At 60.0% G+C, this 26951-nt stretch carries 22 protein-coding genes; 16 read left to right on the top strand and 6 right to left on the bottom strand.

The window, feature by feature from the left end; translation table 11 throughout:
• Positions 1-942, top strand: a 942-nt coding sequence (locus tag GSQ94_RS21630) for a hypothetical protein (protein ID WP_216843022.1), incomplete at its 5' end; no start/stop codon positions are given.
• Between the two features lie 91 nt (positions 943-1033).
• Complete coding sequence (locus GSQ94_RS06435) at positions 1034-1612, top strand: hypothetical protein (RefSeq protein WP_158942665.1); 579 nt, start codon at positions 1034-1036, stop codon at positions 1610-1612.
• A gap of 26 nt (positions 1613-1638) precedes the next feature.
• Here the strand turns inward: GSQ94_RS06435 and GSQ94_RS06430 are convergent, their stop codons facing one another.
• Entirely contained in the window at positions 1639-3300 is a 1662-nt protein-coding gene (locus tag GSQ94_RS06430) for an acyl-CoA carboxylase subunit beta (protein WP_158942663.1), read from the bottom strand.
• Between the two features lie 117 nt (positions 3301-3417).
• Here GSQ94_RS06430 and GSQ94_RS06425 point away from each other — a divergent pair, with 117 nt between their 5' ends.
• Both GSQ94_RS06425 and GSQ94_RS06420 read left to right on the top strand, forming a co-directional pair.
• Positions 3418-3732 (top strand): VOC family protein, encoded by a 315-nt coding sequence (locus GSQ94_RS06425; protein WP_158942661.1) that lies wholly within the window; start codon positions 3418-3420, stop codon positions 3730-3732.
• A gap of 53 nt (positions 3733-3785) precedes the next feature.
• The gene (locus GSQ94_RS06420) at positions 3786-5108 is read left to right on the top strand and encodes a DNA polymerase (protein ID WP_158942659.1); all 1323 of its coding nucleotides are present in this window, start codon (positions 3786-3788) and stop codon (positions 5106-5108) included.
• 90 nt (positions 5109-5198) lie between these two features.
• Here GSQ94_RS06420 and GSQ94_RS06415 read toward each other — a convergent pair whose 3' ends face one another.
• Complete coding sequence (locus tag GSQ94_RS06415) at positions 5199-6116, bottom strand: EamA family transporter (RefSeq protein WP_158942657.1); 918 nt, start codon at positions 6114-6116, stop codon at positions 5199-5201.
• Between the two features lie 150 nt (positions 6117-6266).
• Here GSQ94_RS06415 and GSQ94_RS06410 point away from each other — a divergent pair, with 150 nt between their 5' ends.
• The 5 genes from GSQ94_RS06410 (at position 6267) to GSQ94_RS06390 (ending at position 11092) form a co-directional block, all read left to right on the top strand.
• The gene (locus tag GSQ94_RS06410) at positions 6267-7211 is read left to right on the top strand and encodes an ABC transporter ATP-binding protein (RefSeq protein WP_158942655.1); all 945 of its coding nucleotides are present in this window, start codon (positions 6267-6269) and stop codon (positions 7209-7211) included.
• A gap of 70 nt (positions 7212-7281) precedes the next feature.
• Positions 7282-8070 (top strand): ABC transporter permease, encoded by a 789-nt coding sequence (locus tag GSQ94_RS06405; RefSeq protein ID WP_158942653.1) that lies wholly within the window; start codon positions 7282-7284, stop codon positions 8068-8070.
• 63 nt (positions 8071-8133) lie between these two features.
• Positions 8134-9282 carry a sensor histidine kinase gene (locus GSQ94_RS06400; protein WP_158942652.1) on the top strand — a complete coding sequence of 383 codons (1149 nt, stop codon included), beginning with the start codon at positions 8134-8136 and terminating at the stop codon, positions 9280-9282.
• Positions 9283-9424: 142 nt separating this feature from the next.
• Positions 9425-10039, top strand: a complete 615-nt coding sequence (locus GSQ94_RS06395; RefSeq protein ID WP_158942651.1) for a response regulator transcription factor — start codon at positions 9425-9427, stop codon at positions 10037-10039.
• Between the two features lie 408 nt (positions 10040-10447).
• A complete protein-coding gene (locus GSQ94_RS06390; RefSeq protein ID WP_158942650.1) occupies positions 10448-11092 on the top strand; it encodes a hypothetical protein in 645 nt (214 codons plus the stop codon).
• A gap of 139 nt (positions 11093-11231) precedes the next feature.
• On the opposite strand, the gene GSQ94_RS06385 is transcribed toward GSQ94_RS06390, so the two are convergent.
• The 4 genes from GSQ94_RS06385 to GSQ94_RS06370 all read right to left on the bottom strand — a co-directional run bounded on the left by GSQ94_RS06385 (position 11232) and on the right by GSQ94_RS06370 (position 16775).
• A complete protein-coding gene (locus GSQ94_RS06385; RefSeq protein WP_158942649.1) occupies positions 11232-13640 on the bottom strand; it encodes a DPP IV N-terminal domain-containing protein in 2409 nt (802 codons plus the stop codon).
• A 196-nt stretch (positions 13641-13836) separates the two neighbouring features.
• Positions 13837-14907, bottom strand: coding sequence for a hypothetical protein (locus GSQ94_RS06380; RefSeq protein WP_158942647.1), 1071 nt, complete (start codon positions 14905-14907; stop codon positions 13837-13839).
• A 92-nt stretch (positions 14908-14999) separates the two neighbouring features.
• Positions 15000-15737: an RNA methyltransferase gene (locus GSQ94_RS06375; RefSeq protein ID WP_158942645.1), complete on the bottom strand. Its 738-nt coding sequence runs from the start codon at positions 15735-15737 to the stop codon at positions 15000-15002.
• 84 nt (positions 15738-15821) lie between these two features.
• A complete protein-coding gene (locus GSQ94_RS06370; protein ID WP_158942643.1) occupies positions 15822-16775 on the bottom strand; it encodes a YXWGXW repeat-containing protein in 954 nt (317 codons plus the stop codon).
• A 736-nt stretch (positions 16776-17511) separates the two neighbouring features.
• On the opposite strand from GSQ94_RS06370, the gene dnaG reads away from it, so the two are divergent.
• From dnaG to GSQ94_RS06330, 7 genes are all read left to right on the top strand, one after another.
• Positions 17512-19308 (top strand): DNA primase, encoded by a 1797-nt coding sequence (gene dnaG / locus GSQ94_RS06365; protein WP_158942641.1) that lies wholly within the window; start codon positions 17512-17514, stop codon positions 19306-19308.
• A gap of 88 nt (positions 19309-19396) precedes the next feature.
• A complete protein-coding gene (locus GSQ94_RS06360) occupies positions 19397-20797 on the top strand; it encodes a lipopolysaccharide biosynthesis protein (protein WP_158942639.1) in 1401 nt (466 codons plus the stop codon).
• Positions 20798-20848: 51 nt separating this feature from the next.
• Positions 20849-21076, top strand: coding sequence for an AbrB/MazE/SpoVT family DNA-binding domain-containing protein (locus GSQ94_RS06355; RefSeq protein ID WP_158942637.1), 228 nt, complete (start codon positions 20849-20851; stop codon positions 21074-21076).
• Positions 21077-21078: 2 nt separating this feature from the next.
• Complete coding sequence (locus tag GSQ94_RS06350; RefSeq protein ID WP_158942635.1) at positions 21079-21474, top strand: type II toxin-antitoxin system death-on-curing family toxin; 396 nt, start codon at positions 21079-21081, stop codon at positions 21472-21474.
• A gap of 458 nt (positions 21475-21932) precedes the next feature.
• Positions 21933-23642 carry an RNA polymerase sigma factor RpoD gene (rpoD, locus tag GSQ94_RS06345; RefSeq protein ID WP_158942633.1) on the top strand — a complete coding sequence of 570 codons (1710 nt, stop codon included), beginning with the start codon at positions 21933-21935 and terminating at the stop codon, positions 23640-23642.
• A 156-nt stretch (positions 23643-23798) separates the two neighbouring features.
• Entirely contained in the window at positions 23799-25604 is a 1806-nt protein-coding gene (locus GSQ94_RS06340) for a hypothetical protein (protein ID WP_158942632.1), read from the top strand.
• Between the two features lie 113 nt (positions 25605-25717).
• Complete coding sequence (locus tag GSQ94_RS06330) at positions 25718-26869, top strand: glycosyltransferase family 2 protein (RefSeq protein ID WP_216843021.1); 1152 nt, start codon at positions 25718-25720, stop codon at positions 26867-26869.
• Positions 26870-26951: the final 82 nt, after the last annotated feature.

Raw genomic sequence — 26951 nt, 5'->3', positions numbered from 1 at the left:
GACCCCGATCGTCCCACCATGAAGCGCAAATCCGACAGCGCCGACACCACAGCCTCCAACCCACCCGCCGACGACCCCGACCGTCCCACCATGACGCGCCGAACCTCCACCACCGACACGCAGAACACCACCACCGACACCGCCTCCAGCGCCTCTACTCCCTCCAGCGATCCCGACCGCCCCACCCTGAAGCGTCACTCCGCCGAAGACGCCAAGCGCGCACACGACACCAACTCCGTTGCGGGGACCGGCAACCTCAACGACGATCCCAACCGCCCCAACCTCCATCACGGCAAACCCACCAGCGCCATGACCGAGGAGGATCTGCCCAAGCTCACCGGCATCCCCCAGAACCTCCACCAGATGGTAGCGGTCTCCGACGCCGCCAACCGCGACCCCCACGCCTTCATCCTCGACTGGGAGGACGCAGCCCAGCACGCAGCCATCCTCGAAAAGATGCAGACCATGGCCCGCGCCCAGCTCGCCGCCTACTCCGCAACACCCGCCGCCAAGCCCGCCACCCCAGCAATAAAGAAGACACCGACGACAGCCACCCACCCCCACCGCACCACCACGCCCACAACACCGCCAATGCTTCTGTCAGACGAAGAGCTGAAGGCCTACACCCTCAGCTACGGCGGTGCCGCCACTTACGTCTACTCGGCCCACACCGCAGGCACCGGAGCAGCCCTTCGCTACGTCACCATCGTCGCGCAGGACAACGGCCTCGGCGAGCTCAAACCAGCCATCCAGAGCGTCACGGATGCAGCCCACCTCGACCGCACTCCGCTCATGCGCTTTGTCGATGTCGTCGACGCGGAAGCCAGCAATCGCGCCAGCCTGCTCTTCGAGCTGCGCGGCCAGAACGCCCGCCAGTTCGGACTCTATCGCGTCATCGCCTCACACTCCGAGCAGATCTTCCTCACCGGGACCACCCAGTAGCGTTTTCCTTTTTCTGTCCGTCTAACGTCTGAGTAGGCTATCCACGCGGAGTAGTCTTTTTAGCAGCGCTCTTGAAACTCAGGAGATCCCCATGGTCCGTCTCTCCATCGCACTTGCTCTTCTCGCCGGCACCGCATCGCTCGCGCAGGCACCTGCAACCGCCCAGTCTCAGCCAGACTCTCCTTCCGCCTTTCACAGGGGACCGACTCCCTCTGCCGTTGTACTAAGAGAACTCGCCGGAAGCGTCAACTGTCCCGTTGGCTTCCACGCCAACCGTAAGGGTCCCGTCCAGATGTTTAGCGCCAGCAATGGCGGAAAGATGAGTCCAACCCTCGGCCTGCATCTTACCTTCGACCATAAGAACTCTCCGGCTATCGATAGCATTGAAATCACTGTTTATGGGGTCACTCCAAACGTACGCGCCGTTCCGGCCGCAGCTCTTACCGCCGATACGAACAAGGCCGATACAGTCTCAAAATCCTTCAGCCTGAGACGAAACATCGGCAGCGACACTCTCACTGACGCAGAGGTGTGGATGCATCAGGTAGGAGCCCTCCGCTGGGTCGACCTGAACGCGGTCCATTACACCGACGGCGCAGAATGGACCTCATCAGAACCTGCCGAATGCCGCGTCTTCCCCACCGATCTCGTCCTTGTCGGTCAAAGATAAAAAGTTAGCCCCCGCGAAGTTCAACCTTACAACGGAATATTGCCATGCTTCTTGGCAGGATTTTTATCCCGCTTCGTCGCCAGCATATCCAGCGCAGAGTTCAATCGTCTGCGCGTCTCACTCGGCCTCACCACCGCATCGATATAACCCCGCTCCGCAGCAACATAAGGATTCGCAAACCGCTCGCGGAACTCCTCCACCTTATCCTTCCGCGCCTCGGCCAGAACCGCCAGCTTCTCCTCTTCCGTGAACGCCTTCCCCTGTGGCCACATCGCCTCGGCGCGCTTGACCGTCGTCTCCAGCTCGCGCTTGTACACGATATTTACCGCGCCCTCCGGCCCCATCACCGCAATCTCCGCAGTCGGCCACGCAAGGTTCAAATCCGTCCGCAGATGCTTCGAGCTCATCACGCAGTAAGCGCCGCCATACGCCTTGCGCGTAATCACCGTCAGCTTCGGCACTGTAGCCTCCGCAAACGCATACAGCAGCTTCGCTCCATGACGAATGATCCCGCCATGCTCCTGCTGAATCCCCGGCATAAATCCCGGCACATCTTCAAACGTGATCAGCGGAATATTGAACGCATCGCAGAACCGCACAAACCGCGCCCCCTTCACGCTCGCGTTGATGTCCAGCACCCCCGCAAGAAACGCCGGCTGATTCGCCACGATCCCCACCGGCCGCCCCGCCATCCGCGCAAACCCAACCACAATATTTCGCGCAAAGTGCTCCTGCACCTGGAAGAAATATCCGTCATCCACCACCCGCGAGATCACATCCACCATGTCGTACGGCTGATTGCTCTCCTCAGGAATAATCGTGTCGAGCGCAGCATCCGCACGTGCCGGATCGTCCTGTATCTCTCTTCGCGGTGCATCGTCGAGATTGTTCGACGGCAGAAAACTCAGCAGCTCCCGCACCGTCGCCAGGCACTCCTGGTCGTCATGCGCCATAAAGTGCGCCACGCCGGAGATCTCGTTGTGCGTCACCGCACCACCCAGCGCCTCCTTCGTCACGTCTTCATGCGTCACCGTCTTGATCACGTCCGGCCCGGTCACAAACATGTAACTCGTCCCCTCCGTCATCACGGTAAAGTCCGTAATCGCAGGCGAGTACACCGCACCACCCGCGCAAGGCCCCAGGATCGCCGAGATCTGCGGCACCACCCCGCTCGCCAGCGTGTTCCGCAAAAAAATATCCGTATACCCGGCCAGCGAGACCACGCCCTCCTGGATCCGCGCCCCACCCGAATCGTTCAGCCCAATCACCGGCGCGCCCACCCGCATCGCCATGTCCATAATCTTCACGATCTTCGCCGCATTCGCCTCCGACAGCGACCCGCCAAACACGGTAAAGTCCTGCGCGAAAACAAACACCACCCGCCCATGCACCCGCCCATAGCCGGTAATAAATCCATCCCCAGGTACCCGCATCTCGGCCATGCCAAAGTCAGTCGCCCGATGCGTGACAAACTTGTCCGTCTCCTCGAACGTTCCCTCATCCAGCAGAAAATCGATCCGCTCCCGCGCCGACAGCTTGCCCGACTTTCGCTCCCGCTCCCGCCGCTCTTCGCCCCCGCCCTCTTCGGCGATAGCGTGGCGTGCGGCAAGCTCGGCGAGTTTGCGCTGATGATTCAAAGACTTCGCGACTGCGACTTCGGGTTGAACAGGATGTTCTGCTGCGGCCATAGAACGGAATTCTAGCAGCGCATCCTCGTACCAGTCCTGCCACTTTCATAGCATTCCAGCTGTTCGTCCGGCGTACGCGCCTACAATCAACATCAAACAAAGTAGGAGCAACCCGAAATGTTCAAATCCAACAACTGCGTCGCCATCCATCTCGAAGACATCACCGCCGCCGAAAACTTCTACACCAACGTGATGAAGTTCGAGCTCCTCAGCCGCTCCGAAGCCTACCTCGAGTACGACACCGGGCACTTCCGCCTCTACGTCAACCGCGACCTCAACACCGCTCCACCCATTCCCAGCTTCACTGTGGAAGACATCGGCGCCGCTAAGCAGTCCCTCATGGAAAACGGCTGCACCATCCTCCGCGAGGACCAGAACTCCCTCTACTTCCGCGACCCCTTCGGCATCACCTACGACATAATCCAAAAATAGCAGAGATCCACAGCTAGACGAACAAAAAGCGAATATATAATCTGAGAGACACCGTGGCCGCCGCGCTACAACCCGACCGCTTCCGCTTCCTCCACATCGACCTCAACAGCTTCTTCGCGTCCGTAGAACAACAAATCCACCCCGAATATCGCGGCCGCCCTCTTGGCGTCGTCCCCACCATGGCCGACACCACCTGTTGCATCGCCGCCAGCTACGAAGCCAAACACTTCGGCGTCAAAACCGGAACCCGCGTCAGCGACGCAAAAAAACTTTGCCCGGGAATCATCCTCATCGAAGGCAGCCACACCGAGTACGCCAAGTACTCCCACGCCGTAAAAGAAGCGGTCGAACAAGCCTGCCACGTCACCTCCATACCCTCCATCGACGAGACCGTCTGCGAGCTCATAGGCCGCGAACAGGAGCCGCCCAACGCACGCAAGATCGCCCTCGAGATCAAGCAGTCCATCTACAAGAACGTCGGCGAAGCCATCCGCTGCTCCATCGGTATGGCGCCCAACCGCTACCTCGCCAAGGTCGCCAGCGACATGCAGAAGCCCGACGGCCTCATCGGTCTCCTGCCCTCGCAGCTCCCCCGCGCCATCGCCCATCTAGAACTCCGCGACCTCCCCGGCGTAGGCGCCCGCACCGAGATCCGCCTCAACAAAAAAGGCATCACCACCATGGAGCAGCTCCTCGCGCTCGACCGCAACGGCATGCACCAGCTCTGGGACTCCGTCTGGGGCGACCGCCTCTACCACTGGCTTCGCGGTATCGATGTCGGCGACAACGGCGCTCCTCCCACCTCCGACATCCAGAAGACCCTCGGGCACTCCCACGTCCTCGCACCCGAATTTCGTTCCACCACCGGGGCATGGTCCGTCGCCCACAAGCTCCTCCACAAGGCCGCCATGCGCCTTCGCATGGAGAAGTTCCACACCACCACCCTCTCCTTCAACATTCGCTTCGCCCTCACCCGCGAGCAGGTCGCCCGCGCAACCAAATCGCGCCGTCACAACAGCGGCATCGAACACGCCTCCTGGGGCATGGAAGCTCGCTTCGCCGCCTGCAACGACACCCTTACCCTGCTCGAAGCCCTGCAAGGCATCTGGAAGCAGTGCCCCAAGGGCCCCGACCAGCAGAAGCCCTTCTTTCTCGCCATCACCCTCCACAATCTCATCCCCGACGACGAGCTCCAGCAAACCCTCTTCGCCGAACCCGGTAACCGCAACGAGCTCTCCGCCACCATGGACAAGCTCAACCTGAAGTACGGCCACACCACGCTGCACTTCGGCGGCATGCTCCCCGCCCGCGAGTCCGCGCCAACCCGCATCGCCTTCACGCAGATCCCCGTCCAGTACGGCGTCGACTACATGTAACCAAATTAGTCACAAAAATGGCGCCGAAGGCGCGTCAGCCTCGATGGCAGATCGCGCCGTGCGCGCAGCACGCCTTTAGTCTTTTGCAACTCAACGAACAACAACCGCCTTCTTAGCAGTAGTAATCACCACCACGCTCACCAGCACACACACCGTCCCCACAACAGTCCGCAGTCCCAGCGTCTCACCGCCCAGGAAATACCCCAGCACCACCGCCACCACCGGATTCACATAAGCATAGGTCCCCACCTTCGTAGGCGATTCATGATGGATCAGCCAAACGTAAGCCGTATATCCAATAATCGAACCCGCAACAATCAGGTACGCCAAAGCAAACCAAGCCCCACGCGAAACCGCTACGGGATGAAAGTTACGAAACTCCCCAGCGACAGCCGCAACCACAGCCAGTAGCAAACCTCCCGTTAGCATCTGCGCCCCTGAGCTCATCACCTTCGATTCAGGCAACGGCAGCACGCGCGACAGCACCGAAGCCACCGCCCAGCTCAGCGAGCCTATGATCAACGCCACCGCGCCCTTCGTCTCAATCGCTGCCCCGCCAAGATCCAGCGAGTGACTCATCAGCACACCCACCCCGCCAATCCCAATCAGCAGCGCCAACGCCAGCCGAACCGTAAGCTTCTGCGTCCGCAGAAAAATAATCTCCGCCAGCGCCATAAACGCTGGAATCGTAGCCAGCATCACCGCCGCAATCCCTGAGGGCACCGTCTGCTCGGCCCAGAACAGCAGCCCGTAGTCGCAGACGAAGATCACCGAAGCGATCAGCACCACCGATCCCCACTGCCTCCCGTTCGGCAGCCGTTCGCCCTTCGCAATCATCCATCCAAACAGCACCAGCCCCGCAACCGTAAACCGCATCGCTGCAAACAAAAACGGCGGCACCTCATGCACACCCACCCGAATCGCGAGAAAAGTCGATCCCCACACGAAGTAAATAATCGCGAACGCCAACAGAGTCTTCCACTTCGGGCGATCGATCACGGCTTCCATTGCCAATTTCTATCACGCTGTCCCACCCAAAGCTGTCAGCAGTCTTCCAAGGCGCATGACATCTGTCACCTCACAATCCTTACGTCCAACACTACTGCTCCCGGACAAACCATCGCATCATCGTCCTGTAATCCACACAGGAGACCGATCATGCCCCTGACCGCCACAGCCTACGAAACCGAGATCCAACCCACCGCTGGCCCCCGGATCGAGCATCGCCAGCCTGTCGCCACCCTCACCGGCGTCACCAAGCGCTACGGCAGCGCCCTCGCTCTCGACCGCCTCAACCTCTCCCTCCGCCCCGGCGAGATCGTCGCTCTCCTCGGCCCCAACGGCGCAGGAAAATCCACCGCCATCAAGCTCCTCCTCGGCCTCAGCTCCCCCACCTCCGGATCCGTCCGCGTCTTCGGCAGCGACCCGCGCAACGCTGCCACCCGCACCCGTGTCGGGGCCATGCTTCAGGTCTCCCGCATCACCGAGATGATCAAAGTCCGCGAGCACCTCGACCTCTTCCGCAGCTACTATCCGCGACCTCTGCCCGTCTCCGACATCGTCCGCATCGCCCAGCTTCAGGGCATCGAAGACCGCCTCTTCGGCCAGCTCAGCGGCGGCCAGAAGCAGCGCGTCCTCTTCGCCCTCGCCCTCTGCGGCAACCCCGACCTCATCTTTCTCGACGAGCCCACCGTCGGCATGGACATCGAAGCCCGCCGCGGCCTCTGGGCAGAGATCCGCGTCCTCTCCGCCCTCGGCAAAACCGTCCTCCTCACCACGCACTACCTCGAAGAGGCCGACGCCCTCGCCGACCGCATCATCGTCATCAATAAAGGCCGCGTCATCAGCGAAGGCACGCCCGCCGAGATCAAGCGCAGCAGCGGAGGACGCCGCATCCGCTGCCACACCGCGCTCTCGCACGAACTTCTGCAAAGCCTGCCCACCGTCACTAGCGTCGAAAGCAGCGGCGAAGCCACCATCGTCACAGCCATCCACGCAGAGAAGGTCGTTCGCGAGATGCTATTGCGCGACGAAACCCTCAGCGGCCTCGAGATCGCCAGCCCCGCCCTCGAAGACGCCTTTCTCGCCCTCACCAAAACCTAACGTGCCCCGCAAGGTCGTCATCCGCATTTGCAGTTTCACTCGCACACATCCAGACCCAAGGAGAAAGCTAATGTCCACTGCCGCCATCCTCCATCCGACCACCACAAACTCCGTCCGCATCTATCGCAAAGAAGCCAGATACGAGTTCGTCAAACTCCTCCGCACCCGATCCTTCTCTCTCGCCACCATTGGCTTCCCTGTCATGTTCTACGTCCTCTTCGGCATCGTCAATAAACACTCCTACGAGGGCGGCGTCCACATCGCCAAGTACATGCTTGCCGGATACGCCTGCTTCGGTCTCATCGGCTCAGCTCTGTTCGGCATCGGCGTAGGCCTCTCCTCCGACCTCGCCGCCGGATGGCTCGAACTCAAACGCTCAAGCCCCATGCCCGTCGCTGCCTACCTCTTCGCCAAGTGCGCCGCCGCCGTCGCCTTCGGCCTCATCATCGTCAGCATCCTCACCCTCATCGGCATCAGCTTCGGCGACGTACACCTCTCGCCTTCAGAGTTGTTCAAGATGCTCGGCCTCACGATAGTAGGTTCCATCTGCTTCGCCAGCATGGGACTCCTCATCGCGCTTCTCGTCCCCGCCAACGCCGCGCCCGGCATCATCAACCTCATCTATCTCCCCATGTCCTACCTCAGCGGCCTCTGGGTGCCCATCCAGTTCATGCCACGCTGGCTGCAGCACTTCGCGCCCGTTCTGCCCACCTATCATCTCTCCCAGCTCATGCTCAGCATCTTCCACTACGGCGACTCCATGTCCCTCATCACCCACTGGAACGCCCTCATCGGCTTCACCCTCCTGATGCTCGGAATCAGCAGCCTCATCTTCCATCGCAAAGAGCAAAATGCATAATCGAAGTCGAGCAGTCCAAACCTCACGGCGTAAACTGCTCTGGAGTAATCCGGGACCCGACCTATGACCGGCAACGACAACATCTCGAGCGCACGCCAAAACAAGTGGCCCTGGATCTGGCTCGCCTACACCGGCTTCCTCTTCATCGACCCCGTCCTGGAGCCGAACCGGCACATCTGGCTCGCCACCATCACAGTCTTCATCACCTTCCTCGCTCTCTTCTTCGGCTATGTCCGAGCCACCGACGAAGGACGCCCCCTGCGCTTCTGGATGATCGGCGCAACTTTCCTCCTCGGCCTTGCGACCTTCCCATGGAACTCCGGTGGCATAACCTTCTTCATCTACGTCGCCGGTTTTCTTCCCTTCAGCATTGAATCGAAGCGCCGCGTTCTCGCTCTCTTCTTCGTTGAGGCCCTCGCCATTCTCGGCGAAGCCTATATCTTCCGCGCACCCGGCCACTTTCAAATCGGCTGGCCGAACGCCATCATCGGCATCTTCCTCCTCCTCATCATCGGTGGCGGCAACATCTTCTTCGCCGAGCAGAAACGCGCCGACTGCAAACTACGCCTCGCCCAGGAAGAGAACGTCGCTCTCGCCGCCGTCGCCGAACGCGAACGCATCGCCCGAGACCTCCACGACGTTCTCGGCCACACCCTCTCCGTCATCGTCCTCAAAGCAGAACTCGCAGGCCGCCTCATCGAAACCGACCCGCACCGCGCAGCTCACGAGATGGCCGACGTAGAAAGAACCGCCCGCACCGCACTCAGCGAAGTTCGTGAGGCCATCGGCGGCTATCGCTCCCAGGGCCTCAGCTTAGAGTTGGAGAAGGCACAAAAAACCCTGCAATCCGCAGGTGTCGCCCTCTCCTGCGAATCTCCCGTCCCTCAACTCAGCGCATCCGAGGAGACCGTGCTCTGCCTCACCCTCCGCGAAGCCGTCACCAACATCGTTCGCCACGCCATGGCCACGCAATGCCGCATCCGCTTCTCACGCTCCGAAGACGGCTATCACTCTCTCCTCATCACCGACGACGGGGCCCAGCCCAAAGTCAGAGAAGGCAACGGCCTCCGCGGCATGCGCGAGCGCGTCCAATCCCTCGGGGGACGACTCTCCATCACCACCAGCCCAGGAGTCACCATCCTCATCGAACTCCCCCACACGCCGTCGCAGCCCACGCCGCAACTCGACAAAGCACCGCTAGCAGCCCTATGAAGACGACCCGCACCACCCCGCACGTCAAAGCGCAGCTGCCTGCCTTAAAGCAATTGTCTGTCCTTAAATTGCCTTTCAGCTTTTATCCGCGTACCTCCGCGAATATCCGCGGTCGACTCATCGGCCTTCAAAGCGCCACTCTATGACCACACCGATCAAAGTCATCCTCGCCGAAGATCAGGCCATGGTCCTCGGCGCGCTCTCAGCCCTCCTCGAGCTCGAGTCCGACATCGCCGTCGTCGCCACCACCGCCAACGGTCGCGACGCAGTCGACGCGGTAGGCCGCCTCAAGCCCGATGTCCTCGTCACCGACATCGAGATGCCTTACATGACAGGCCTCGAACTCGCGGCCAACCTCCGCACCAGCCACCCTAACGTCCGCACCATCATCCTCACCACCTTCGCCCGCCCGGGCTACCTCCGCCGCGCGCTCGACGCCGGAGCCCGCGGCTATCTCCTCAAAGACCGCCCCGCCAAAGAGCTTGCCGACGCCGTCCGCCGCGTGCATCGCGGCATGCGCGTCGTAGACCCCGCCCTCGCCGCCGAAGCCTGGAACGCAGAGCTCGACCCCCTCACCGACCGCGAGCGCCAGATCCTTCAACGCGCTGGCGACGGCCGCAGCAGCACCGAGATCGCCACCGAGCTCCACCTCTCCGAGGGCACCGTCCGCAACTACCTCTCCGAGGCCATCGCCAAGCTTGGCGCCTCCAACCGCACCGACGCCGCCCGCATAGCCCGCACCAAGGGCTGGCTCTAACAGCTCCCTGACTCGTGGCCATGCCTTAGCCGTTGCAACCCCTTTAGCCGTACCGAAGTCTTTGCCGTTGCCGTTGCATTTGCGGTTGCCGTTGCCCTTGTCTGTCCTTTTGGTTGTCATCCCGTAGGGATCTGCGGTTGTCCTTGTACTTACCGTTCTTGTTGTCATCCCCGAAGGGGATCTGCATTTGCCGTTGCATTGCATTTGCCGTTGCCGTTGTCTGTCTTTTTGGTTGTCATCCCGTAGGGATCTGCTGTTGTACTTGCACTTGCCGTTCTTGTTGTCATCCCCAAACGGCATCTGCTTCTTCTACACTTTCCACCCCAAAATCCCACCCTCCAGGCAACCTTTCCCCCATGAGACACCAAACCCCTGTCCTGCATCCCACCAACTGAACAGGAGATCTAAATGAAGCCTTCCATCCGCACCACCCTCCGCACAGCCGCCCTCTGCAGCGCCGCCATCGCACTCGCGACCGGCTGCAACAAAAAAGCCGACAACACCCTCAACTTCACCAGCGCCATCAACACCTACTACAGCGCTCATCCCGCCTGCCTCTGGTCCGACCCCGTCAAATTCCCCGTCCAGGCCAACACCTCCGACAACAGCAAGACCTCCAACTACGACGCCCTCGTCGACCAGGGTCTCCTCGTCCGCACCACCGGCGAAAAGAAGGTCCTCATCATCGCCAGCAAGCAGGTCAACAACTACGACCTCTCCGACAAGGGCCGCACCGCCTGGACCGCCGACACCACACAGCCGGGCTACGGCAACTTCTGCTACGGCCATCGCAAGGTCTCCAGCATCGACAGCTCTACCCCCACCACAGACGCCGTGGGCGCCACCACCCAGATCAACTACCACTACATCATCTCCGACGCAGCCGCATGGGCCACCGCAGCCGAAACCCAGACAGCTTACCCGCAACTCCAGACAGATCTGGCTGCCCCGCAAAACGCGCAGGCCACCCTCACCAACACCAGCAACGGCTGGCAGGTCACCTCGGCCAAATCCACCAGCACCTCCAGCAACGACGGCAAGATCGTCGAATAAGCAAATCTAAAGCCGCCATGCGCAGTTGGCGATCCCGTTGGTCGCAAAGAATCTTCCGCCGACCAACGGGAGGCCCAAAGCGAAGCCAGTATACAAGTCACGAAGTGACCGCCCCGTGCGCAGCGGGCACTTTTAGTCTTTATCGCTGCTGATCAAAATCCCCAGGCCCCGACCGCATCGCCGCAGTCACCGCCGTATAAGACTTCATCTCATACTCATGCGGCGGCACATCTCCCGCCAGGTTCTTCACAAAATAATCCCACCGCCGCCGCGTCATGTACTGCGAAGCCTCCGCATACCCATGAGCCACGTTCGGAACAATCAACAGATCGAAATCCTTATTCGCCTTGATCAGCGCATCCACCACCAGCAGTGTGTTATTCATCGGCACATTGTTATCCATCGACCCATGTGCCAGCAGCAGCTTGCCCTTCAGATTCTTCGCCACATACTGGTTCGCCTGGCTGTCATAGTTCGTCGTCCCATCCGCATTCGTCGTCAGCAGTCCGTTCCACTTCTCCGCCCAATCATCCTCATAGTCCCTCTGGTCGTGATTCCCACTCTCCGCAATCCCCACCTTGAAGAAATCCGGAAAATGAAACATCGCCGCGGCCGTGGCATTTCCGCCACCCGAGTGGCCATACATCCCCACCCTGTCAATATCGATCCACGGATACATCGCCGCCAGCTCCTTCATCCCCGCCACCTGGTCCGGAATCGTATTGTCGCCAAGATTGCCGAAATAAAACTCGTGAAACGCCTTCGACCTCCACGGCGTCCCCATCCCGTCAATACACACCACCACAAATCCCAGCTCCGCCAGCGACTGCCAATCCCGATGCGCCGCCGCGAACCCGCGCCCGCCGCATGACCCCGTCTGCGGCCCCGGATAAACACTATTCACAATCGGATACTTCTTCGACGCATCGAAGTTCGTCGGCTTGAACATGTAACCGTACAAGTCCGTCTTCCCATCCCGCGCCTTCACCGTAATCGGCACCGGAGGCACCCACCCGGAGGCAACCAGCTTCGTAATATCCTGCTTCGCCACCTCCACCACCACCCTGCCGCTGTCATCCCTCACCACCGTCGTCTGCGGCTCTGTCGCAGTCGAATACACATCGACAAAGTACCTCCCATCCTGCGACACCGTCACCGCATGATCCGCATTCTCCGGCGTCAATAACTTCATATCCTTCCCGTTAAACCCAATGCTGTAGAAGTGCGAAAAATAAGGATCGCGCCCCGCCTCCTTCCCCACGCCCAAAAAGTAAATCTTCCGCGCCGCCTCATCTACATGCAGCACCTGCGTTACATTTCCCTCGCCATGCGTAATCTTCTGCTTCAGATTTCCGTTCTCAGCGTCGTACAGATACATCTGTCCCCAGCCGTCCCGCTCGCTGAACCACAACAACTCGTTCGTCTTCGAAAGATACTTCCAGTTCACCTTGCCGTTGCCGCTCTCAAAAAACTTTGCCGCCTTCTCGCCCATCACATCCAGCACATCGCCCGACGAAGCATCGGCAATCCGCATCCACTCCTGCTTGTGATCCCGCGACGTCGAAACAAACGCCAGCGTCTTCCCATCCGCGCTCCACTGCACATCGTCCCACCCGCTGCCGCCGCGGCAGCTCACGTCATCGCACAGCGTCGACCGGTGCTGATCCGGCGCCATCTTCAGCCGCACCACCTTTGCCTTCTCTACATCGATGATCACCCGCTCGATCATCGTCACATCCTTATCCCCCACCAGCGGATACTTCCACGCCTTCAGCTCCGGATGCCCGTTCGTAACCGGAACCATGTACATCTCGCCCGTCTTCCGCTGGTCTTGCTGAAACGTCGCAATCTTCTTTCCATCCGGCGACCACACCAGAATCGCGTTATCGCTCGTCTGCCACCCGGCATTATCGGTCGCGTACCCAAAGTCCTTCACGCCATCCGTCGTCAGCTGCGTCTCTTTACCCGTCGCCACATCACGCACCCAAAGATTCCAGTCGCGAATAAAAGCAGCCTTCGTCTTATCCGGCGACAGATCTCCATGCGCAGCAGCGCTCGCGGCCTCCCCACTCGTCGCCTTCGCACCCGCCGCAACCAGCTCCGTGCAAACCCCGGCCCCGCTCAAATCACAACGAAACTTCCGTGACCCATTCCCCACCACCACGGTCTTGTCCCCGTCAGAGAACGTCATCTCCGTCAACGTCGTCATATGTTGCGGCGAGACCTTCACCGCCCCCTTCACCGCCGCCGTCAACGCATTGGCCAGCTTCACATGATCGAACGCCGGTGCCTTCGTCCCCTTCGCAGGATCGACCACCATCAGCGTCAACCCGTCGGGCCCAAAGTCTCGATACCAGAACCGTCCATCAGCCATCCACGTCACCCGCGCCACGCCGTGATACACCAGCGAGTTGACGTTGTACCCCATAAACTTCTCCGCCCGCGCATAGTCCTCGTTCGTAAGCTGCCGCCCCTGCGCCACTCCGCTAACAGCAAAACAACCCGCAACCACCCCGGCAGCCACAACCGACAAATACCTCTTCAACATGCTCAAACCCTCCGAACCATCCACCGCTAAAGTGTACGAATGACGCTTAGTCTACAGTTCCAACGCGCTAGGGTGATATATGAAATCCCAACTTTCCGTCAGCCGCTTGCTGTTGTCTGTCTTTTGTTGTCATCCCGCAGGGATCTTCCGACAAGCCGATGCTGACAACGGTGCCCGGTTGTTCCATGCCTGCCACTTAGTTCGGAGGTGGCGACAATACCCTCCGCGAGCCCGGCTCTGGAGCCACTACCTCCGGGTGCAGTGTGGTCGGGTCGGCAAGCACCTTCGGGTTCGCAACCGGAAAGGTCACTCCCGTCGTTCGGATGTACGCATTACTCTTCAAAATGGACACGCCGATACTGTGATGTCCCGGCTTGAAATCGTCGCTTCGCGGAAACTCCAGGATGTATCGGTGGCGCACCATGGTTACCAGCTCTTGGAGAGTCTGGTCCAGTGTCAGTCTGGCCGCAAACAATTCCACGCCGCCCGTAAGTTCACAAATAGAGTCAAACGGATCCTCTGGGTCCGCGTTCCCGGTCGTCAGCACCCCGAAGATGGCCACCGACTCTATCTGCGCACGCTCCTGCACCGTCCACCACGTTGCCTTGTTGCTTCCCGAGTCTGCCCCATCAGAGATTGTGACGAGCACTCTCCGCCCCGGCTGTTGATGGAGTTTCTCGGTCACATACGACAGCGCATCCCAAAGGGGCTTGCAAGCCCTGGTATGTGCATTTGAAACCGTAATGCGTGAAGCCTTCCTCTGTCGGATCGCCCACGTCGCCATCGCAGTGTTCATCGCATTCTCCAGAGACTTCGCATCTGGCGTAATCTGGTCGGCTGCAAGGGTCAGATCGCAGCCCATCGCATAGATCGATACCCGGTCTTGCGGGCCCAGGGACCCACGCGCCAATCCCCTCACCGCTTCTTGCACTTGAGGCAGCAACTCGCTCTTCGGAACCATCGTGTCGATCAGGATCGCCATCGAGATCGGGTCGTCACCCTCTACCCGCACATGCGTCGGTGGAACTGCCGGTCCCGAGTCGATGCTCAGCCGAAATTGTGCAGGCGGCACTGGCGTCATCTCCTCGTGCCTCTTCGTCAACACCAGCGTTGGAACCTGCGCCAGGTTCGTATACACATGCAGCGTCGTTATCGATGTGTCGTTCGCGGGTGAAGTCTGCTGCGCCCACCCGCAGCCCATACCCAGTAAACCTAGCCATAGCCAGCCAGACCCAAAGCTCTGCGAAGGTACCAGACGCCTCCCCATAGTGCCAACCAGTATGCCACCTTCGGCACACCTTCGCAGTCTTTCAACCTGCTAGCCATTGAAGTATCAGTCACTCGTTTAGAACATCTCTGTCACCCACGCACCTTCCACAACACCTGCCGCAAAACCCCCATCCAAACCGGCGCATCCGCCACCGACACCCCCATCCTCACCACCAGCCGCCGAATCTGCCCCTCCTCGCAGTTCGCAGGATGCCGCTTCGTATAGCCGGTCGCCTCCAGCACCTCCGTCAACAAACCCGTCAGCCGCTCCACCTCTCCCGCACCCGCCGCAACACTCGAAGCACCCGCAGCAACCGAACCCGCCCCCCGCACCAACTCATACAAACAAACCGCCACCGCCTGCCCAAGATTCATCGAAGGATGCCGAATCTCCTCCTGCACCCGCATCGGAATAGTCAGCAGCCACTTGCAGTGGCTCAACTCCTCATTGCTCAGCCCCGTCTTCTCCGAACCAAATAGCAACGCAACCCGTCCCTCCCCGGCCAGCTCCGCGCCAATCCTCTCCGCCCCATCCGCCAGCACATACAGCGGATGCTGCAACGCCCGCTCACCCACCGCCGTCGTCCCCACCACCAACGTGCAATCCGCCACCGCCTCCGCGACACTCGCGCACACCTTCGCCCCAGCCACTACCTCCGAAGCATCCACCGCCGACCGCGCCGTCTCAAACGGCACCGCATACTCGTTCACAATCCGAAGATGTCGAAACCCGAAGTCATGCATCGCCCGCGCCACCGCGCCGATATTATTCGGATTGCGCGCACGCACCAGCACCACCACCACTCGATCCAGAACTTCACTACCCATACTATGAATTCTAGGCGCAAGCATTCCAGGCAAAAAAAACGGCCGGCGAAATCTACGCCGGCCGCTCGCATCAGTTCTTACAACTTACTTATGTTCGTGAGCCTCAGCATGAGGATGAGCCTGTGTATTCGCATTATGCTTATCCTGGTTAATCGACCGGCTGACATTATTCTGCCGCTGGTTGATCTGCTGATGCTCCTGTCCAGTCAGGCGTCCTCCATTGGCCGCACGATCGGTCGCCGCCTGGTTGTGAATACTCGCCTCACGGTTCTCCAGGTTGCCCGTCTCATGCGCCGTCAGCTGGCCCGACTGCACTCCCTGGCCAATCCGCTGCTGCTGATTCGCCGCCCGTACACCAGGCCTTGAGAAAGCTGCATTCTGCGGACGTCCGCCGTTGACCGAAGCAAAGTTGCTGCGGTCGGCATGTGCCATCTGCACATGGCTCTGCTGCTCTGCCGTCGGAGCCACATGGTTCTCTCTCGCGAACGCATTCTCCTGCGCCGAAGGACGAGCCTGGATCCCGCCCGTACCGCCGTTGAAGCTCGTACGGTTGTTGATCGTCGTACGGTTGATCACCGTGTTATCCACATAGGTATTGCGAATCACCGTCCGGTTCACATTCACCACCGCGGTGTTGTACGCGAAGTGGCCACCCTCCCAGCGTCCGCCGCCAAAACCAACGCCGCCGTAGCCGAAGCCATAGTTCACGCCGCCGTAGAAGCCAACGTGCGGCCCCCAATACCCAGCGTGGAACAGATACGCCCCACCACCCCAGCCCCAGTATCCCGGCGTCCACAACAATCCGACCTGCGGCGGACGAACCCACACACCAGGAACCCAGTAGTAGCCCTCATCGCCATACGCCCAATAGCCGGGGTTCCAAAGATAGCCATCACCCGGGCAGAGCGGCTGCGTATAAACCGGCAGCACCGGAGGCGCAAAGCCGACCGAGATAAACACTCCGGCAAACGACGCCGCCGGCAAAAGGGCGAGAGCCGCACCCACTACAAACTTGCGGACTAAATTTGTCAGTTTCATACATCCATCCTTTATTGGCCCACGGCGCCGGTCTTGCCTTTATGACACCAGCCCGCTGCACTCAAGTTGTTGAATAGCCAAACCTCTCAGCGGCCATTCCTTCCATACCCTCCGTGCAAACACGCTCTGCCGAAGGAAGTTCCGCACGATGTAACGTAGGCCCCCGCAAATAACCCCAGATATCCCTCAATGGTTGTACAAACACAAATGGCCGCGCGCCGTCATCCTGCGCTACCCATTGCGTCGTCATCCTGCGTTCTCCTCATTGCGCCGTCATCCTGCGCTACCCATTGCGCCGTCATCCTGCGTTCCACCCATTGAGCCGTCATCCTGAGCGAAGTGACTCACGGCACTTTGTGAGTCACGCAGTCGAAGGATCCCCGTATTTGCAGTTGCAGTTGTATTTGCAGCTACTGTTGTCATCGCGTCGCCATCACTCGAAGCATCCGAGAAAATTCAGATCAGGCCTCACCCTTAGCCCTTAACAAGGCAAAAAAAATAAATCTCAAAAAGTTGGCGCATTTTTACGCCCTCAAAGTACGCAGCGAAACACCACGCGCAGCCACGCAAGCCACCACGTTGTCACCAGCGAAAAACCACCTCCAGAACACCACTTTTTGAAAAACACCCCTCAAAAACACAGCAAAACCATCAAACCTCAGCTCCCGCACCGCTCCGTTTTTTTTCTGCGTCTAAACTCGTATAAGTCCGTCCAAAACCTTCCCGCCTCGCCACCATGTCCGACAACTTCGCACAACTCGTCAAGCAGCAGGCCGACATCGTCCGCATCATCGGCGACTACCTTAAGCTCCGCAAATCCGGCGCGCAGAACTACACCGGCCTCTGCCCCTTTCACAAAGAAAAGACCGGCTCCTTCTCCGTCAACGCCACCCACAGCTACTTCTACTGCTTCGGCTGCCACGAAAAAGGCGACGTCTTCACCTTCGTCATGAAGCTTGAAAACATCAGCTTCCCAGAGGCCGTCCGCGTCGTAGCCACCAAGTGCGGAATCCCGCTCCCCAAGCGCGAATTCAGCTCACCCGAAGAGGCCCGCGAAGCCGGCATTCGCCGCCAGCTCATCGACATTCACGAGGCCGCCACCCAGTACTTCGAAGCCGCACTCAAAGCACCCGAAGCCGCACGCGCACGCGAATATCTCACTGGCCGCGGCGTCACCGCAGACACCATCGCAAAGTTCCGCATCGGCTACGCCCCCGACGACTTCAACCACATGCGCGAGCAACTCGGAAAACACTTCTCCGACGAAGTCCTCCGCACCAGCGGCCTCTTCAGCGCCAAAGAGCAAGCCGACGGCGGCCAGGGCCAGCTCTACGCCCGCTTCCGCAAGCGCATCACCTTCCCCATCGCCAACGAGCAAGGCAAGACCATCGCGTTCACCGCGCGCGCCCTCGACGCTGAAGACGAAAAAGGCCGCCCCATCGCGAAGTATCTCAACTCCCCCGAGACCGCCCTCTACAGCAAAGGCCAGGTACTCTTCAACCTCGACAAAGCCAAAGCCGAGATCCGCACCCTCGGCTTCGCCCTCCTCGTCGAAGGCCAGATGGACTGCATCTCCGTCTACATGGCCGGAATCAAAGGCGTCCTCGCGACCTCCGGCACTGCCTTCACCGAGATGCAGATCCGCCTCCTCAGCCGATTCACCAAGCGCGTCATCGTCAACTTCGATCCCGACACCGCCGGCACCACTGCCACCGAAAAATCCATCGCCCTGCTCACCGAAGAGGACTTCGAAGTAAAGATCGTCACCCTCGAAGGCGGACTCGACCCAGACCGCTATATCCGCGAGCAAGGCGTCCAACAGTACATGGCCGCTCTTCGCAACGCCAAGCGTCACTCCGACTACCTCATCGACCGCGCCCGCGAGCAGTTCCCCGGCCGCACCTCCGACGCGAAGGTCAAAGCCCTCAACTTTCTCCTCCCTCACATCCGCCGCATGCCCAACCGCATTCAGCGCGACGAGTTCGCCGCCGACGCCGCACAAAAACTCGGTATCGACTCCGCCATCCTCCGTCAGGAACTCAAGCAGGCCGCAGCCCAGCGCGTCGAAAGCGTGCGCTCCCACAATCAGGATCCCGCCAGCGAGACCGAGCGTGTCCTCATCCGCGCCCTCGTTCTTACGGAGGGCGACTCCGCCCGCATCCTCGCCGTCGATCAGCTCAGTCAGCATCCGGAGTGGTACGACAGCCTCCCAGCCGGTGCTCTCCTCGAAGCCCTCGTCAACGCACCCGTCCCGCCCAACCCTCTGGACGCCGCGCCAGACCAGCAAAGCCGTGCCCTTCTTGCCCGCACACTCCAGGACGCCGAAGATCCCGACGCCGCCACCCCCAGTACCCAAACCATGGTCGAACAGGTAGAAAATGCCCTTCACACCTTGGAACATCGCCAGTTCGAACGCCGTCAGCGCGAGCTTCGTACCCTCATCGCTGAAGCAGATCGCCGCGGCGACCATGAGATGCTGACTAAGCTCACCGCAGAAAAACTACAAATCGATCGAAAACTACGTGAGCACTAACGCTTCGCTCCTTTTATGCAGAACATCCGTCAACCCAACGGGTTCTAGACAGTAGACTTGCCCTGTATCTCAAGAACAAAGCTCACTCATGAGTATGGACACCTCCACAAAGCGAAGGCTGATGCTCGGCTTCTTGATCAACTGGATTGGGAAACTCTCCTCGACCCTCATCCAGTTCGTTCAGATCCCAGTCTTCCTTCACTATTGGAGCGTCCCTCTCTACGGCGAATGGATGATCGTCAACTCCATCCCCGCCTACCTCAGCTTCAGCAACGCCGGCTTCGGCTCGGTCGCAGGCAACGAGATGACTATGCTGGTCGCCCGCGACGAACGCGACGCCGCCCTCCGCGTCTTCCAAAGCTGCTGGTGGCTCATCGCCATCATCTGCACTGCAACCATCGTCCTGCTCTCCGGATCCCTCTACTACCTGCCCGCCGCTCATCTCCTCAAGCTCACCACAATTGGCGAGTCCGACACCAAGTGGATCATCTTCTATCTGGGTGTCTCCGTCCTGCTCGGACAGCTCGAGCAGCTTCTCCAGTCCGCCTACCGGGCCATCGGCCGCTACCCCTATGGCACCTTCCTCAAGAACATGTTCTCCCTGATCGCCTTTGGCTGCATGATCGTCGCCGTCATCCTCGGCGCAGGCGCAAGAATCACGGCGCTGGTCTTCGCATCCGCCAATCTCGCTATCACCCTCATCTTCTGCATTCTTGTGCGTCGCGATATTCCCTGGATCCGCTATGGCTGGCAGCATGCCAGCTTCGCCGAGATTCGCAAGCTCGCCCGCCCCGCCTTCGCCTTCATGGGATTCCCCCTCGGCAACGCCCTGAGCCTCCAGGGCAGCCTGCTCGCCGTTGGATATGCTCTCGGTCCTACTCAGGTCGTCATCTTCAGCACCGCACGCACCGTCTCACGGGTCGCCCTCCAGATGGTTCAGATGGTCAACAACACCTTCGAACCGGAGATGTCGATCGCCTACGGAGCCGGAAACTACGAGCTCACCCGCATCCTTCTCCGCCGTGCCTGCCAGCTCGCCCTTCTTATTGCCCTCATCCTGGTCATCGTCATGCTCACCTTTGGCCCCTGGTTCCTCGTCCACTGGACCGGCGGTCACGTACCTCCAAGCCGGGATCTCCTCAGCATCTTGCTGGTCGTTGTCGTCCTGTACTCGCTGTGGTCTACCTGCGGCACCCTGATGACCTCCACCAACCAGCACCAGCGCCTCGCGACCTACTACCTCCTTGGCACCGCGGCTGCCTGTGTCTTCTGCTACGTCTTGGCACGCCCGTATGGCCTATTCGGAGCCGCAGCTTCCCTCCTGATCTCAGAGATCGTCATGAACTTCTACGTCGTCCCCGCATGCCTCCGCATCGCACACGACACCCTGCCTGCTTTCCTCGCCAGCATGCTCCACTACCCCCCGTCGCTCCGCCCCGTCTCCCTTCTGGCCCGTATCCGACGCTCCAAACCCGGCTTCGAAAGCTGAAAACAACCTCGTAGTTAGTACAGGGGTTATAATGGATAAGGGGGGAATCTCATGACCACTGCAGTCAAAATCACTACAATCGGCAACTCAGTCGGTATCGTCCTGCCAAAAGAGGTCCTGAGCCATCTCCATGTTGAAAAAGGAGATACTCTCTATCTCACGGAGTCTCCTGACGGCATCCGGCTCTCTCCATACGACGCCACGCTCGCCAAAAAACTCGACGCATTAGAACACGTCATGCGCGAGAACCGTGATGTCCTGAAAAAGCTTGCCGAGTAACGATGGATGAACCGGTCTGGATCGACAAACCAGAAGTACTCATCGCGCACTCGATGCAGTTGGCTGAGCATGGTGGCTCTGACGGCATGCGTGACGAAACGCTACTCGACTCTGCCCTTGCAAAGCCCCGTAACGTCTTTGTATACGGTGACGACGTCACACTTCCAAGGCTCGCCGCGTCCTATGCGTTTGGGCTTGCGCGAAATCACGCATTCATTGATGGCAACAAACGAACGGCACTCGTAGTCTCCGAAGGTTTTCTACGCCTGAATGGCCTGAAAGTCGTCTCATCACCAGAAGAAAAGTACTTCACCTTCCTCCACCTTGCTGACGGCTCCCTCAGCGAGGACGAACTCACCGCCTGGTTCACCAGGCACGCTATGCCTTTGCAAAAATGACCACTTTTCAAAGCACTACCCCCGGATACAAGAACAAACACGGCCAGGTCGTCATCTCCCGAACCGGATTCCCCTCAGAATCCTTCCCGGGCCAGACCATCTACCACCTCCGCTGCAGCCACTGCCATCATGACTACGGTTCTGCTGGCAAAGATATCCATCTCCGACGATGTCCCAGCCACCAGAACGGCGTAAAAGGGGAGCCGCTTCGTGCTGCTCCAGCGAATCTTTTTTCCCCTCCTGGCGTCTAAACATATGTGATATTCTGTGATTCGCTGGGGACGTGTGCCTTCGAATGCCCAGACCCTTTAAGGGTCACCGGGCTTGCCATCGCGGTCTAAACCGCAACCTGCTCCCTGCCCATTACGCAACCACCAAGGGATCAGTCCGCCTGAATATCACAATCACCATCAGCGGCATCCCAATTTTCAGAATCTTTCGCAGGAGTGCGCACAGCCGTGGCTGAAGAAATTGACAAGTACGAAGACGATATAGATAAGCTCATCGACACAGGAAAAGAAAAGGGTTATCTCACCTACGGCGAGGTCAACGACCTCCTGCCTGGTGACATCACCACCCCCGACGATCTCGATGATCTTCTCACTACCATCAACACCCAGGGTATCGACGTCCTGGCTGGAGACGATCGCGCGAATGGCCGCGACAAGTACGAGCCCGAAGCAGGCGAAGAGTCCGACGACGTAGAACTAGACCTCTCTCCCGGAACCCTTGAGAAGACAAACGACCCCGTCCGCATGTACCTCCGCGAGATGGGCACCGTTCCCCTGCTTACTCGTGAGGGCGAAGTTGAGATCGCCAAGCGTATCGAGCGCGGTCAGCTCCGCGTCATGAAGGCCATCTCCCGCTCGCCGATCGTCATTCGCGAGATCGTCGGCCTAGGCGAAGACCTCCGCCGCGGCGTCCGCAACATCAAGGAAGTCGTCACCTTCGACGAAGAAGAGCTCACCGAAGAGATCCTGCAGGCTCGCGTTCGCGCCACTGCAGGCCGCATCGATGTCATCGTCAAGCACCAGAAGAAGCTCGCAGCCCTCGAAGAAAAGCTCGAAGCGCCCGTCGGCAAAGATGCCAAGGCGAAGGCGAAGGAGACCCGCAAAACCCGTTGGCTCATCGGCCGCGAGCACGTCTACATCAACCGCATCGTCCGCGAGCTGAAGTACACCAACGGCGAGAAGAAGCGCCTCCTCGACAAGGTCAACAAGACCGTCGATGCCATGCGCACCCTCGAGCGCCAGATCAAGACCCTCGAGACCAAGCACGAAGCCTCAAAGTCCGAAGAGCTGCGCAAAGAGTATCGCCGTCAACAGAAGAACTGTCGCACCGACCTCGAGCGCGTCGAAGCCGACGCCGGCATCTCCCTCGTCGATCTCAAGCGCACCCAGCGCGAGATGATCCAAGGCGACATGGACGCTGAGCGCGCGAAGCGCGAGCTCATCGAGGCCAACCTTCGCCTCGTCGTCTCCATCGCGAAGAAGTACACCAACCGCGGCCTACAGTTCCTCGACCTCATTCAGGAGGGCAACATCGGCCTCATGAAGGCCGTCGATAAGTTCGAGTACCGTCGCGGTTACAAATTCTCGACCTACGCCACCTGGTGGATCCGTCAGGCCATCACCCGCGCCATCGCGGACCAGGCCCGCACCATCCGCATCCCGGTCCACATGATCGAAACCATCAACAAGCTCATCCGCACCAGCCGTCAGCTAGTGCAGGAGCTTGGCCGCGAAGCCTCCTCGGAAGAGATCGCCCGCCGCATGGACATCCCGGTCGCGAAGGTCCGCAAGGTCCTCAAGATCGCCCAGGAGCCCATCTCCCTCGAGACCCCCATCGGAGAAGAGGAAGACTCGCACCTTGGAGACTTCATCGAAGACCGCATGGCCGTCTCCCCGGCTGACGCCGTCATCAGCGTCAACCTGAAGGAGTACACCTCGCAAGTTCTCCGCACCCTGACCCCACGCGAAGAGCGTGTGATCAAGATGCGTTTCGGCCTCGAAGACGGCTCTGAGCACACCCTCGAAGAGGTGGGCCAATCGTTCCAGGTCACTCGCGAGCGCATCCGCCAGATAGAGGCGAAGGCGCTCCGCAAGCTCCGTCACCCCAGCCGCAGCCGCAAGCTGAAGGCCTTCGTCGACGGCGTAAAAGACATGTAGTACCTACCAAACTAGTGAGACAAACGGGCGACAGCGCAAGCTGCCGCCCATTTTTTTGCCTCTGTTGTTCCCTTCAGCACGCGCCGAGATATCCAGTCAGACATCACCCCGCTTCTGCGATGATGGAAGCATCACTCCGGAGGAAACCGCCCCCGCATGACACTCCCCGCAACGGAGCCTAATCGTCTCCCCTACTGGCTGCGCCGTCTGTGGCCCGTCTACTGCTTTCTGGCTGTTCTCGTCACCTTCGGCTACGCCCACTACGACCCCTATCAGCTTGACGGCGACGCGGTGGCCTACATGGACATCGGCGATCTCATCCGCTCCCACCAGTGGCACGGCATCATCAACGGATACTGGAATCCGCTCTATCCAGCTGCCCTCGCCCTCGGCCACATTCTCTTCCACTCCACTCGTTACACCGAGCTCCACGCCTACTACATGGTCAACTTCGTCATCTTCCTCATGGAGATGCTGGCCATCGTCGCCTTCACCGACTCCCTCGTTCGGTTGCGCGAGCACTTAGAAGCGGCAACTATAGGTCCTGCATCCTTCCTGCTCGATCGCTACACGCTCCGCTACCTCGGCCTCGGCCTTTTGGTCTTCTCCACCCAGCGCGAGCTAAGCATGGGCAAGGTGCGCCCCGATGCTCTTCTCCAGGCCTTTCTCCTCCTCGGCCTGTCCGCATTGTTGAGATACCTCGCCACCAGCCACCTCCGCTACACCGCCCTGATGGGCATATCCCTCGGCCTCGCCTATCTCACCAAGTCCTTCGCCTTCCTCTTCACCCTGCTCTGCATCCTCGCGCTGGTACTCTTCCGCCGCTTCTGGCAGCGACAGTCCTTCGCCAGCATCACCGCAGCCGGACTCTTGGCGCTCCTCTGTTTCGCCATCGTTGCGGGCCCTTACATCGCCGCGCTCTCCAGGCAGAAAGGACGCTTCGACTTCGGCGACTCCGGCACTCTCAACTACGCCTGGTTCGTCGCCGGCACAGAAAAGATGCACCTCCAGCAAGATCAAACCTCGCTCTTCGGAGCCTCGGAGGTACATCTCAAGCACCCGGAGAAGCTGCTTCTTCAATCGCCGCCTGTCTTCAGCTATAGCCAACTCCCCTACGGAACCTATCCCGACTGGTTCGACAACTCCTTCTGGAACGATCGGGTCAAAGCACACATCAACCCGCACGCAGAGATCATCGTCATAGGACAGTGCATCGTGCGGATGTGCCGCTACGTCGCCAACCATCCCGAAGCATGGCTCCTCCTCTTTGTTTTTCTCATCATGGGAGGCCGTCTTCATCGGCAGTGGGGAACCTCCACCAACGCCTTCTGGCTCCCGCCTCTCCTGCTCGGACTTGGCGTCCTGGGTATCTACGGCATCGTCAACGTCGAGGATCGCTACATTACCATCGGCTTTCTCGCCATCCTGCTCCCGCTCTTCGCTGCCTTGCGTCTGTCCTCCTCGGTGCAGCCCGCAACCCGTACTGCAGCCTCCGCTGCCGTCGCGATCCTCGCCCTTATAGCAATTGGCGACTCTGCTCGCACCGTTGGCGAACTGCGTCGCGTCCAGATCTTTGCTCAACTCCCCGCCGGCTGGTACGACCCGGAGATCTTTGGCGCTGCCCATGCCCTCAACGACCTTGGCGTCGTCCCCGGCGACACCGTCGCCTGCATCGGTGCCAGAGCCTGCCTCAACGATCACTACTGGGCTCGCATCGCAGGGGTTCGTATCCTCACAGAGATCTACGAGCCCGACTACGTTCTCTACCCATCATTCGTCGCCATGCCTCACCGCGAAGAAGCCTACGACCTCGTCCGCCGCCAGGGAGCAAAGGTCTTAGTCGGACACTTTCCCCCGGCTCAAATGAATCCCACCAATCCCATCGCAACCGGCTGGCAGGAGCTGGGCAGCTCCTCCTTATACGCACTTCCACTCAACCTCCCTCCTGCCTCCCACCCCTGACCCTGACCCTGACCCTGACCCTGACCCTGACCCTGACCCTGACCCTGACCCTGACCCTGACCCTGACCCTGACCCTGCAAGTCTTCACGCACCACTTTGGTAGCATGCAAACAATGAGCGATCTGACCGTAACCATTCTCATGCCATGCCTTAACGAAGCAGAGACATTAGCCTTCTGCGTTCGTCAGGCGGTCACCGCTCTCCGCGACAACAATGTTGCCGGAGAAGTCGTTGTCGCCGACAACGGCAGCACCGATGGCTCTCAAAAAATCGCAACTGATGAAGGCGCCCGCGTCGTCAATGTGCCCACTCGCGGCTACGGCGCCGCTCTCATCGCAGGTATCGAAGCCGCCCGCGGCAAGTACATCCTCATGGCCGACGCCGACGCCAGCTACCACTTCGAACACCTGCCCCGCTTCCTCCCAAAACTCGACGAAGGCTACGACCTCGTTATGGGCAACCGCTTCTCGGGCACCATAGAACCAGGAGCCATGCCTCCGCTCCATCGCTATCTCGGCAATCCTGTTCTCTCCTCCATTGGCCGTATCTTTTTCCGCATCCCCGTCCGCGACTTCCACTGCGGACTGCGCGCCTTCCGCCGCGACCCCATCCTCGCCCTCCAGCTCCGCACTACCGGCATGGAGTTCGCCTCGGAGATGGTCGTTAAATCCTCTCTGGCTGGCCTCCGCATGACCGAGGTTCCCACCACCCTCTCGCCCGATGGACGCAGCCGCGCCCCGCACCTTCGCTCCTGGCGCGACGGCTGGCGTCACCTTCGCTTCCTTCTTCTCTTCAGCCCCCGCTGGCTCTTTCTGATTCCAGGCGTCGTTACCTTCTTCGTCGGCATCCTGCTGTCGCTATGGCTCATTCCTGGTCCTCAAACCGTAGGCCGTTGGACCTTCGATGTCGACACGCTCACCTACGCCCTCGGTCTGGTCCTCATCGGAGCCCACATCTCCGTCTTCGCAGTCAGCGCCCGCGTCTTCGGGACGCAGGAAGGCTTCCTTCCGCCCAATCCCAAGTTCGAGCGGATCTTCCGATACATCAATCTTGAGGTTGGGCTCTTATTCGGAGGAGCACTTCTCCTGGTCGGCCTCGGAATCTTGGGCTACGCTATCCATATCTGGCACGGTGCCGATTTCGGAGACCTATCACCGCAGCGCATGCTCCGTCTCACCCTGCCATCCGCAACCTGCTTCATGCTTGGCGTAGAGGCGATCTTCGGAAGCTTCTTCCTGAGTCTGCTCGGCATGAATCGCCGATAGCGAACCGTTAAAACAAGACTGCGCGGCTAAGCCCCAACAGACTCAGCCGCGCCGCGTTTGTCTTTTGTCTCTAAAGCTTGGG

This window comes from Granulicella sp. S190 (assembly GCF_009766095.1).
Taxonomy (GTDB): Bacteria; Acidobacteriota; Terriglobia; order Terriglobales; family Acidobacteriaceae; genus Edaphobacter.
This window is presented reverse-complemented; position numbering and strand designations above follow the sequence as displayed.

Excerpts from the sequence above, each read along its gene's own strand:
- GSQ94_RS06435 (WP_158942665.1), top strand. The coding sequence starts at position 1,034 with ATGGTCCGTCTCTCCATCGCACTTGCTCTTCTCGCCGGCACCGCATCG.
- GSQ94_RS06430 (WP_158942663.1), bottom strand. The coding sequence starts at position 3,300 with ATGGCCGCAGCAGAACATCCTGTTCAACCCGAAGTCGCAGTCGCGAAG.
- GSQ94_RS06425 (WP_158942661.1), top strand. The coding sequence starts at position 3,418 with ATGTTCAAATCCAACAACTGCGTCGCCATCCATCTCGAAGACATCACC.
- GSQ94_RS06415 (WP_158942657.1), bottom strand. The coding sequence starts at position 6,116 with ATGGAAGCCGTGATCGATCGCCCGAAGTGGAAGACTCTGTTGGCGTTC.
- GSQ94_RS06410 (WP_158942655.1), top strand. The coding sequence starts at position 6,267 with ATGCCCCTGACCGCCACAGCCTACGAAACCGAGATCCAACCCACCGCT.
- GSQ94_RS06405 (WP_158942653.1), top strand. The coding sequence starts at position 7,282 with ATGTCCACTGCCGCCATCCTCCATCCGACCACCACAAACTCCGTCCGC.
- GSQ94_RS06400 (WP_158942652.1), top strand. The coding sequence starts at position 8,134 with ATGACCGGCAACGACAACATCTCGAGCGCACGCCAAAACAAGTGGCCC.
- GSQ94_RS06395 (WP_158942651.1), top strand. The coding sequence starts at position 9,425 with ATGACCACACCGATCAAAGTCATCCTCGCCGAAGATCAGGCCATGGTC.
- GSQ94_RS06390 (WP_158942650.1), top strand. The coding sequence starts at position 10,448 with ATGAAGCCTTCCATCCGCACCACCCTCCGCACAGCCGCCCTCTGCAGC.
- GSQ94_RS06385 (WP_158942649.1), bottom strand. The coding sequence starts at position 13,640 with ATGTTGAAGAGGTATTTGTCGGTTGTGGCTGCCGGGGTGGTTGCGGGT.
- GSQ94_RS06380 (WP_158942647.1), bottom strand. The coding sequence starts at position 14,907 with ATGGGGAGGCGTCTGGTACCTTCGCAGAGCTTTGGGTCTGGCTGGCTA.
- GSQ94_RS06375 (WP_158942645.1), bottom strand. The coding sequence starts at position 15,737 with ATGGGTAGTGAAGTTCTGGATCGAGTGGTGGTGGTGCTGGTGCGTGCG.
- GSQ94_RS06370 (WP_158942643.1), bottom strand. The coding sequence starts at position 16,775 with ATGAAACTGACAAATTTAGTCCGCAAGTTTGTAGTGGGTGCGGCTCTC.
- dnaG (WP_158942641.1), top strand. The coding sequence starts at position 17,512 with ATGTCCGACAACTTCGCACAACTCGTCAAGCAGCAGGCCGACATCGTC.
- GSQ94_RS06360 (WP_158942639.1), top strand. The coding sequence starts at position 19,397 with ATGAGTATGGACACCTCCACAAAGCGAAGGCTGATGCTCGGCTTCTTG.
- GSQ94_RS06355 (WP_158942637.1), top strand. The coding sequence starts at position 20,849 with ATGACCACTGCAGTCAAAATCACTACAATCGGCAACTCAGTCGGTATC.
- GSQ94_RS06350 (WP_158942635.1), top strand. The coding sequence starts at position 21,079 with ATGGATGAACCGGTCTGGATCGACAAACCAGAAGTACTCATCGCGCAC.
- GSQ94_RS06340 (WP_158942632.1), top strand. The coding sequence starts at position 23,799 with ATGACACTCCCCGCAACGGAGCCTAATCGTCTCCCCTACTGGCTGCGC.
- GSQ94_RS06330 (WP_216843021.1), top strand. The coding sequence starts at position 25,718 with ATGAGCGATCTGACCGTAACCATTCTCATGCCATGCCTTAACGAAGCA.